The organism is Longimicrobium sp., assembly GCF_036554565.1.
Classification (GTDB): Bacteria; Gemmatimonadota; Gemmatimonadetes; order Longimicrobiales; family Longimicrobiaceae; genus Longimicrobium.
The window spans coordinates 1-7,440 of sequence record NZ_DATBNB010000542.1 but is presented as its reverse complement, the minus strand read 5'-3'; the positions used below and the strand labels follow the sequence as shown (position 1 = coordinate 7,440).

Sequence of the window (7,440 nt, the reverse complement as noted above, 5' to 3'; positions counted from 1 at the left end):
CACGATCATTGGTCGCCTCATGGTCAGAAATCTCCTATGGCCTGCGTGCAGCCGGGGCGGGCGCCGGCGGCGGAGCCGCCTGTGCCGGTGCGGCCGGCGCCGGGGCCGACGTGGGGGGCGGGGCCGGACGTCCGGCGCGCGGCACCTCCATCGAATACACCCGGCTTACCCCCATCTCTTCTTCGCGCACGTCCACCCTGCGGGGCTGGATGCCCACCACGGTGATGGCGCCCAGCCGCTGGCCCACGCGCAGGCGCACCCGCTGCGTGCTGTCGGGAAGCGCGAACACCGCCACCGACTGGCGCGGGTTGGAGCTGTACACGATGCCCAGCAGGCGCAGGTCCTGGGCGCGGACCCCCATGTCGTCGCCGCTCAGCAGCGGCAGGAAGGGGTCGGGGCGCCCCGCGGCGGGGTAGCGGAACACCTCGCGGCGGTACACCTCGGCCTCGGGAAGCGACACCGCGGCCGTGCTGTCGCCGGGCGCCACCGCCGCCTGCTGGGCGGCGACGCCCGCGGCGGCGAGCACCAGGGCGGCCAGCGCCGCGCGGAAGGCTCGTTCAGGCGCTCGCTTCATCGTCGGCCGCAGCGGTGGGGATCACGTAGGTCTCGATGGAAAAACGGGCTTCCAGCTCCGCCGAGCGCCCCGCCGGGGCCGCGCCGGCCGCGCCCGCGGCCTCCGCCACCGGGGCCACCGTGAGGTTGGTGGGCGTCACGATGCGCGGCAGCGACGCCACCCGCGTCAGGAACTCGCCGATCTGATGGTAGCCGCCGGTCACCGCCATGTCGTACACGCGGCGGGTGAAGAAATTTTCCTCGGTGGCGCTCACGGGCTGGATCAGGTGAATGCGCACTCCCGCCCGCTGCGCCTCGGCCGAGATGGCGTCGAGCAGGTTGGGCACCTCTTCGGCGGAGGGGATCAGCCCCTCGGCCAGCTCCAGCTGCTGCCGGTACAGCACGAGCTGCTGGTCGATCTGCCCCTCGGCGCCGCGCGTGAGGGCGCGGCTGCGCGAGTTGACCGTTTCCAGCGCCTCGAGCCGGGCCTGCATCTCTCCGATGCGCGCGCTGCGCGGCGTGTACAGCCGGTCGTAGAACCCGAAGGCGATCAGGGCCAGGAACACCCCGCCGTAGATCAGGTTCTTCTTCTGCTGGGGGTCCAGCGGGGGAAGCGCCATGCGCGTCACCGGGCGTTGAGAAGGGGTACCGTCTCGATCAGCGACGGGTCGGGCTGCTCCCAGCGGGCCTCGAGCGAAAACTTGAGCACGCTGCGCCCCTGGAAATCGATCTGCTCGCTGGTGATCAGCGCCACGTCGCGGATCATGGGCGACGCCTCGAGGTTGCGCATGAACCGCGTGAGCGCCTGGGTGGAGCCCGCGTTCCCCTCGACGTTGAACGAGGGCCCCGCGGCCACCTCCGCCTGGGCCGACGCCCTGGCGACCGAGTCGGCGCGCGCCTTGGCGGTGTCGGCCGGGGCCGCGGCGGGCGTGGCCGCGGGCGCGGCATCGGCGCCCTCGTCCTCCAGCACGGCCATCTTGGTCAGCCACATGAAGGGCGGCGTGGCGCGGCTCACCTCGTCCATCAGGTGCGGCCACACGTAGCGGCGCACGTCGACTTCGCGGATCACCTCGATCTTCTGGTCGATGGTGTCCTTGCGCGTGTCGAGCGTCTTCATCAGGGCGATCGAGCGCTCCAGCCGCACCGAGTCCTGCACCTCGCGGGTCACCTGCGCTTCCAGCGAAGCGATCTTCTGCCCCGAGGTCCAGAACCAGAAGGTGGAAAGGGCCAGCAGCAGGACGGCCGCGCCGCCCAGTCCCGCGATCCGCGGGTCGCCCCCCAGCCTGGGCAGCGCCACGCCGGCCCCGGGGCGGCGGGCGGCCGCCGGGCGCTTCTGCGCCCCGCCGGGGAGAAGGTTGATCTCGATCACGTGCGCGTCTCGGGCAAAGGGGCCGTCATGGGCGCGGGCCTCAGGCGGCCGCGCGCAGGGCGAGCCCCACGGACAGCATCAGCATGGGCGCAAGCTCGTCGACCGGGAAGAACGAGGTGACCCCCGGGCGCACCTTCAGGCGCTGCAGCGGCGTGGCCACCTCGGTGCGGGCGCGCAGCCGCGAGGCCAGGACGTCGACCAGCCCCGGGATGCGGGCGCCGCCGCCGCACACGTACACGCGCCCGGGGCCGGCCGCCTCGCCGCCCAAAAAGGCCAGCGCGCGCTCCACCCCCACGGCCAGGTCTTCGGCGCCCTGCTTCAGCAGGTCCTGGAACTCGCCGGCGCGGGGCGAGCGGCCCTGCAGCACCGCGTCGGCCTCGTCCACCGTCAGGCCGTGCATGCGGCGCATGTCTTCGCGCAGCCGCCGCGAGCCGAAAGGCACGTCGCGGGTGAGCACCAGGGCGCCCTCCTGCAGCACGTTCACGGTGGCGATCTCGTGGCCCACGTTCACCAGCGCCGCCACCCCCTCCATGGCCTCGGGGTAGTTGTACTCGAAGGCGTTGTGAAGGGCGAACGAGTCCACGTCCACCACCTGGGGGAGCAGCCCCGCGTCGCGAAGCAGCCCCACCCGCTGGTCCACCACCTCGCGCTTGGCGGCCACCAGCAGCACGCTCATCTGCAGGCCGTCGTCGAGCGGGTCCAGGATCTGAAAGTCCAGCTGCACGTTCGCCATGTCGAAGGGCACGTACTGCTCGGCCTCCCAGCGGATCACCTCGCGCGCGTCGGTTTCCTTCATCCGGTCCATCTGGATCTTCTTGACCATCACGTCGCGCCCGCCCACCGACGATACCAGGCGCCGGGGCTTCACCGCCGCCGACTCCATGAGCGACCGCACCGTTTCCACCACGATCTGCGGGTCCATGACCTCGCCCTCCACGATCGCGTCGGCGATCAGGGGGGTGTGCGACACGTGGGTGAGCTCGGGCTCGGCGCCGGAATGGTCGACCACGGCCACCTTGATGAAGCCGCTGCCGATGTCGAGCCCGACCGTGCTCTTGTTGCGGCGCAGGAACGAAACCATGTACCCGTGTCTTTCGTGCGGGAACACCGGCGCCGCGAGATGCCGCGGCTCAGTGAGGCTGGTGGAATGTGGTCAAGGAAGGCCGTGCATACGTTAGTGCGGGCATGCGCCGCCGTCAAGACAAACGGCACATGCCCGCGCTACCCCGTGGCACTGCGGCGTTTACCGTATCAGTTCGTACCAGGAGAATGTTCCGCCGGACCGAGCCTGCGGCGCGTTGTTGAGCGCGGCGTCGTTCATCGCCTTCTCGGCATCCTTGATCCCGCAGGTGTTGTAGCGGATGGTGGCGTTGCCGCTGACGTTGTCGGCGACGGCGCTGTTGGCCCCGAACGCCACGACCGATCCCTCGATCTTGGCGTCCTCGCCACCCGATCCGCCCTTGATGTCCATGTCGCCTTCCACCAGCAGGATCCCCTTGAACACGAAGTTGCCCTGGATCCTGAGATTGCCGTTCAGGATGATGATGATTCCCTGGCCGTAGTCGCCGTTGATCACCACCGTCCGGTCGAGCAGGCCGCTGGCGTCGATGGCCACCACCGTGTGGAGATCCGCGGCGGCCGTGCTGGGGCACGCGACGCCCAGCGTAAGCGGGCATCCCCAGTTGTACTTGCGCGGGGTGGAGCTGCTGGAGTTCGCGCGCGTGTTGTGGGAATAGTTCGCCGAGTCCCACATTGCGCCGAACTTGATGCCGGCATTCTCGGCCAGGGAGCGCAGGGTGACCCCGGGGCCGAGCAGGCGCTCGGCGAGCTGGGCCTTCGTAAAGCCGGTGACTCCTTTCGCCCCGTCGAGGTTCTTCTCGCCCGCGTCGATGCAGCTCGCGGTTCCGTCCGCGCAGGCGTCGGAGGTAACCTGCACCGCGAAGTCGGCCTCGTTGTCGGCGGCGCCGCAGTAGTTGCTCTGGTCGCTGCCGTTGCTGATGACGGAGCTGCCGCTGATGTTGATGGCGCCGCCCGAGGTTGCCCCCGAGTTGATGTTGGTGCGCAGCGGCTTGACCGAGCGCTTCGCGGCGATGAAGGCCCCCACCCCCCGGCCGCGCCCGTTCGCCGGCTGAACCAGCAGCGAAAAGATCTCGGTGCGCGTCATGGGGTCGCCACTCCTGTCCGTGGAGTCCGACATCCGGTCTACCTGCACCGTGTACGCCGCCCCGCCCGGCCCCTGGACGCCGCCGGCCGCGGTGGGCGCCATCCCCAGCCCCGCGCCCAGCCGGTCGGCCACGTACTGCTCCAGCGCCGCGTCGGCGTCGAAGAGCGACGTGGCCCCGGTGCGGTGGGCCGCGCTGATGGCGAACTCGGTGGACGAGGTGAAGAGGGCGGCGGTGACCAGCAGCGACACCGCCACCAGCCCCATCAGCGCCACCGGCAGTGCGGCGCCGCGGCGATTGCGTGCGGGTGCCAGGTTCGGGAGCATCATCGGCATGGCCTCTAGTTGCGGATCTGGACGGTGACGGAGTCTTGTTCCACCTGGTGGCTTCCGTCGGCCCTGGGAGCGCTGACGGTGCGCACGCGGAAGCGGATCATCTCGATGCCGCTGGCCGCGGCGGCCAGGCCGGGGGCAGCACCGATCGAAACGGGGGGATTGCCGCGGAGGTACTCGAACCCCACGAACTGGTCGTCGACCGGGCCGGCCAGCGGCTGCATGTTGCCGTTCGCGATCCCCGCGCCGTCGCTGCGCCGGATCCACCGCTCCCCCTGCGAAACCCCCACGTCGTAGCGGACCAGCTGGTACACGGCGATCCGGTCGCCCGCGAGCGCGAGCAGCGGATGTCCCGTGCCCGTCAGCGTGACCGCCTGGACGTTGCCGGCCGCGCCGCGGCAGGCCGCGAGGGGGGCCGGTGCGGTGCCGGTGACGGTGGCGAGCGCGGGCACCGTGGGGAGCCAGGCGTTGTCTCGGAAAACGATCAGGCCGGCGCCCGCCCCGGTGGGGATGGGGTCGCCGGGGATGACCGGGAAGAGCGCGGTGGTGGTGTTGCCGCCGGCGGTGTTGCAGACCACGCCCCACCTGCGCGGGAGCATGAAGTCCAGCCGCTGCGCGTCTGCCCGGAGCAGCCCCCCCGCGATGGCGCCGCGAAGGTCGCTGCCCACGATTTCCAGGGCCCCGCGCGCGTTCTGCTGCACCTGCTCGCGCGCGCTCTGCGCGGCGGCGGTACGGGTCTGGCCGCTCACGAACTGGAGCACGACGGCTACCAGGATGCCGCCGATGACCAGCGAGATCATCAGCTCGGCCAGCGTAAAGCCGCCGCGGGCACGGGCCCGGTCAGTTGCGGGGAGTGAGCGCACGGCCACGGACGGTGATGGGTTGCAGGCGAAGGTGGTCCCCGGACGGGGGGGTGACGGTGGCGGTGATCTGCCACATCGTGCCGGCGTCGGGCAGCACCTGGGAGTTGGCGGCCACGTCCACGGTGCCGCCCCCCTCCAGGGGGTAGCGCCTGGACTGGGGCTGCCCTCCCGCGCGGACCGTCTTGAGCTCGGTTTCCAGCTCCTGCGTGGCGATCAGGGTGTACTGGGTGGTGCGGTTGGCCATGCCGATCTGGCGGCTGGCGCCAATGGCCATGGCCTCGACGCCCAGCAGGCCGACCGCCAGGATGACCATGGCCACCAGGACCTCTACGAGGCTGAACCCCGCGTCGGCGCGCGGCCGGGTGGCTGCCGGATCACTTGTCACGGATCACTCTTCCCACGATGGTAACGGTTACGACGTCCGTCAGCCCGCCCTGGCGGGTGATGACGAGATTGTCTCCCAGGCCGGCGCCCGTGCGGCGCATGCCGCGCGAGTCGAAGGCGATGCGTGCTCCGGCCGGGGCGGTGACGGCCACGCCCCGGGCGGTGCCCTCGAGCGTGACGCGCTTGACCACCCGCGCCACGGTCCCGTTGGGCGCATCGACCGTGACCTCGTACTTCGACGGGCTCACCAGGCGGAACGAGGCGGTGTTGCCTTCGCGCACGGCCTGCGTGCGGGCCAGCGCCAGGTCGGCGACCACCTGCGAGGTGGCGCTCCGGGCCGTGAAGTACCGGATGCTCGCGGTGAACTTGGGGCCGACCATGGCCAGGACCAGCCCCATCAGGAGCAGGACCACCAGGAGCTCGATGAGCGTGAAGCCCGCGCGGCGGCCGCGGCGGATGTGGTGTGCGCAAATCATGCAGGCACTCCACGTAACATCCGTGCCCGGCCCGAAGGCCTGAAACGGCGCCGTTTTACGCCCGCTCCCCCCCGGCGCCGCCCAAAGAACTTGCGGTGCCCGGAAATCTTTTCCGGCCCGCGCGGCAGTTACCGCATCCGCCGCACCCGCCCCGCGACGGAAAGGAAGAGGCTGTCGGCGTACGTGCGCTCGTGCACCCACACGGTGCGGTTGTTGAAGCCGCGCGGCAGTCCGCGCGAGTTCACCGCCAGCGAGTCGAGGCCGTTCATCTCCATGCACACGCGCCCCCCCGCGAGGCGAAGGTCGACGGTGCGCGAGGGCGCGGCTGGCCGCGGCTGGCCGTGTATCCGGTAGCGGAACCCGGCCCGCCGGCCCCGGAAGCGCACCTGGCAGTCGCCGGAAGGCTCCAGCACCAGCACGGCGGTGTGCCCCTCGCGCACGGCCAGCATCCGCACCAGGGCCAGGTCGCCCGCCACGAGGTTCGCGGCGCTCCGCACCCTCATCCGCGCCAGCATCCCGTCCAGCCTCGGCACCCCCAGGGCGCACGTCAGGCCCACGATGCAGAGGACCACCAGCAGCTCCACCAGCGTGTACCCACCTCGCCGTATCTCCACGCGCCGCCTCCCTCCCCCGTCCGGCCACCATCACGTCCAACGCTGTCCAGAATGTAGGGAGGGGAGGGCCGGAAATCCTAACCGCCACCCGCCACGAGTGCGACGCGTTTTTGAGGACACTCCGGGTAGCGCCGGCGCGATGGCGGTGATCCAGGGGCGGGGGCGGTCCGGGCCGACGGGCGGGACCGCGCGGGCACCCCGCAAGCATTCTGCACGAAACCCAGCACTTTGCCGAACCCCAACCGGGGCCAGCCGCGGACGACGGTGACGTAAACACACCTCTCGCAACGACTTGCAAAATGCCGACCGGGTGGTATGCCCGTTGCCTTACTCCAGGCCAGCAGCACGGCGACAGTGCTGAAGCACCCAACCAACCCCAGTAGGAGCACCTCATGCGCAACCTTCGCAACAACAAGGGCTTCACCCTGATCGAACTGATGATCGTCGTGGTCATCATCGGCATCCTGGCCGCCATCGCCATCCCGAAGTTCAACGCCGTCTCCAAGAACGCCAAGCAGGCCGAGGCCGCGCCGGTCCTGAAGCAGATGTGCACGCTGGCCCTGACCTACAAGGACCAGGAGGGCACCGACGCCTCCACGATCGCGCACCTGGAGAAGGTCGGCTACACCGCCCCGACCGCGAAGTACTTCACGTTCGAGTTCGCGGCCGACAAGGCCACCGCCAAGGC

At 70.7% G+C, this 7,440-nt stretch carries 10 protein-coding genes; 1 reads left to right on the top strand and 9 read right to left on the bottom strand.

Features of this window, described 5'->3' with window-relative positions:
- Positions 1-34: 34 nt before the first annotated feature.
- From VIB55_RS14895 to VIB55_RS14855, 9 genes are all read right to left on the bottom strand, one after another.
- Positions 35-574, bottom strand: a complete 540-nt coding sequence (locus VIB55_RS14895; protein WP_331877446.1) for a hypothetical protein — start codon at positions 572-574, stop codon at positions 35-37.
- Entirely contained in the window at positions 558-1,172 is a 615-nt protein-coding gene (locus tag VIB55_RS14890) for a type 4a pilus biogenesis protein PilO (RefSeq protein WP_331877445.1), read from the bottom strand. The genes VIB55_RS14895 and VIB55_RS14890 overlap by 17 nt, the downstream gene beginning before the upstream one ends.
- Before the next feature lie 5 nt (positions 1,173-1,177).
- The gene (locus VIB55_RS14885) at positions 1,178-1,921 is read right to left on the bottom strand and encodes a PilN domain-containing protein (protein ID WP_331877444.1); all 744 of its coding nucleotides are present in this window, start codon (positions 1,919-1,921) and stop codon (positions 1,178-1,180) included.
- A gap of 40 nt (positions 1,922-1,961) precedes the next feature.
- A complete protein-coding gene (pilM, locus tag VIB55_RS14880; RefSeq protein WP_331877443.1) occupies positions 1,962-3,002 on the bottom strand; it encodes a type IV pilus assembly protein PilM in 1,041 nt (346 codons plus the stop codon).
- 162 nt (positions 3,003-3,164) lie between these two features.
- Positions 3,165-4,412, bottom strand: coding sequence for a pilus assembly PilX N-terminal domain-containing protein (locus tag VIB55_RS14875; RefSeq protein ID WP_331877442.1), 1,248 nt, complete (start codon positions 4,410-4,412; stop codon positions 3,165-3,167).
- 11 nt (positions 4,413-4,423) lie between these two features.
- Positions 4,424-5,278 (bottom strand): PilW family protein, encoded by an 855-nt coding sequence (locus VIB55_RS14870; protein WP_331877447.1) that lies wholly within the window; start codon positions 5,276-5,278, stop codon positions 4,424-4,426.
- Positions 5,256-5,663 carry a type IV pilus modification PilV family protein gene (locus tag VIB55_RS14865; protein WP_331877441.1) on the bottom strand — a complete coding sequence of 136 codons (408 nt, stop codon included), beginning with the start codon at positions 5,661-5,663 and terminating at the stop codon, positions 5,256-5,258. Before VIB55_RS14865 ends, VIB55_RS14870 begins: the two co-directional genes overlap by 23 nt.
- Entirely contained in the window at positions 5,653-6,138 is a 486-nt protein-coding gene (locus tag VIB55_RS14860; RefSeq protein WP_331877440.1) for a GspH/FimT family pseudopilin, read from the bottom strand. The genes VIB55_RS14865 and VIB55_RS14860 overlap by 11 nt, the downstream gene beginning before the upstream one ends.
- 128 nt (positions 6,139-6,266) lie before the next feature.
- Positions 6,267-6,752, bottom strand: coding sequence for a prepilin-type N-terminal cleavage/methylation domain-containing protein (locus VIB55_RS14855; RefSeq protein ID WP_331877439.1), 486 nt, complete (start codon positions 6,750-6,752; stop codon positions 6,267-6,269).
- Positions 6,753-7,144: 392 nt separating this feature from the next.
- On the opposite strand from VIB55_RS14855, the gene VIB55_RS14850 reads away from it, so the two are divergent.
- On the top strand, positions 7,145-7,440 hold a 296-nt coding region (locus VIB55_RS14850), incomplete at its 3' end, for a type IV pilin protein (RefSeq protein ID WP_331877438.1).

Bases quoted from the DNA above. Each gene is read 5' to 3' on its own strand.
- VIB55_RS14895 (WP_331877446.1), bottom strand. From the start codon at position 574: ATGAAGCGAGCGCCTGAACGAGCCTTCCGCGCGGCGCTGGCCGCCCTG.
- VIB55_RS14890 (WP_331877445.1), bottom strand. From the start codon at position 1,172: ATGGCGCTTCCCCCGCTGGACCCCCAGCAGAAGAAGAACCTGATCTAC.
- pilM (WP_331877443.1), bottom strand. From the start codon at position 3,002: ATGGTTTCGTTCCTGCGCCGCAACAAGAGCACGGTCGGGCTCGACATC.
- VIB55_RS14875 (WP_331877442.1), bottom strand. From the start codon at position 4,412: ATGATGCTCCCGAACCTGGCACCCGCACGCAATCGCCGCGGCGCCGCA.
- VIB55_RS14860 (WP_331877440.1), bottom strand. From the start codon at position 6,138: ATGATTTGCGCACACCACATCCGCCGCGGCCGCCGCGCGGGCTTCACG.